This window comes from Bacillus sp. JJ1521 (assembly GCF_036965165.1).
In the GTDB taxonomy this organism is placed as follows: Bacteria; Bacillota; Bacilli; order Bacillales; family Bacillaceae_L; genus Ferdinandcohnia.
Window position 1 is genome coordinate 11,660 of record NZ_JBALOX010000208.1, and the last position, 227, is coordinate 11,886.

At 35.2% G+C, this 227-nt stretch carries 1 pseudogene; it reads right to left on the bottom strand.

Annotation, left to right across the window (positions count from 1 at the left end):
• A pseudogene (locus V7147_RS22205) lies at positions 1-192 on the bottom strand (hypothetical protein); the annotation flags it as partial.
• Positions 193-227 lie beyond the last annotated feature (35 nt).

Below are 227 nucleotides of genomic sequence, written 5' to 3' on the forward strand. Positions count from 1 at the left end.
GAGAACTTCAACCTTTTTTATCAAATTTTCTAAATCCGCAGGTTCAATCGTGGATGCTGTGGAATGAAGGAAGAAAGGTTGAAAATTAGGAAAGGATTCAAGTGCTTTCATAACTTCATTCACTAATGCTTCAGGGCTCACAATTCCAATGATAATTTCAGTACCATTACTTGACAATTGGTTCGTATTCATCACATCATCTCCAGTTAAAATGTGTGTTCAAAAAG